Genomic DNA, 484 nt, shown 5'->3' on the forward strand with positions numbered 1-484 from the left:
ATGCGGTGCGGGTTGACGGCATCCGGCCCGAGGCGGCGGATCTTGTCCTGCTCGTAATCCTCGAAATTGCCTTCGAACCATTCGACATGGCTGTCGCCCTCGAAGGCGAGGATGTGCGTCGCCAGGCGATCGAGGAACATACGATCGTGCGAGATGATGACGGCGCAGCCGCCGAAGTTTTCCAGCGCGTCTTCGAGTGCGGCCAGCGTTTCCGTATCGAGATCGTTGGTCGGTTCGTCGAGCAGCAGCACATTGCCGCCGGTCTTCAGCATCTTGGCCAGATGCACGCGGTTGCGCTGACCGCCGGACAGATTGCCGACCTTCTGCTGCTGGTCGCCGCCACGGAAGTTGAACGACGCGCAATAGGCACGCGTGTTGGCTTCGAACTTGCCGAGCTTGACCACTTCGGCGCCGCCGGAAATCTCTTCCCACACCGTCTTTGACGGATCGAGCGCATCGCGGCTCTGGTCGACATAGCCGAGCT

The 484-nt window shown here is 61.8% G+C and carries 1 protein-coding gene; it reads right to left on the reverse strand.

From position 1 onward, the window contains the following. On the reverse strand, nt 1-484 hold a 484-nt coding region (locus EN893_RS37450; protein WP_128362332.1), incomplete at both ends, for an ATP-binding cassette domain-containing protein.

Source organism: Mesorhizobium sp. M7A.F.Ca.CA.004.04.2.1 (genome assembly GCF_004022825.1).
Taxonomy (GTDB): Bacteria; Pseudomonadota; Alphaproteobacteria; order Rhizobiales; family Rhizobiaceae; genus Mesorhizobium.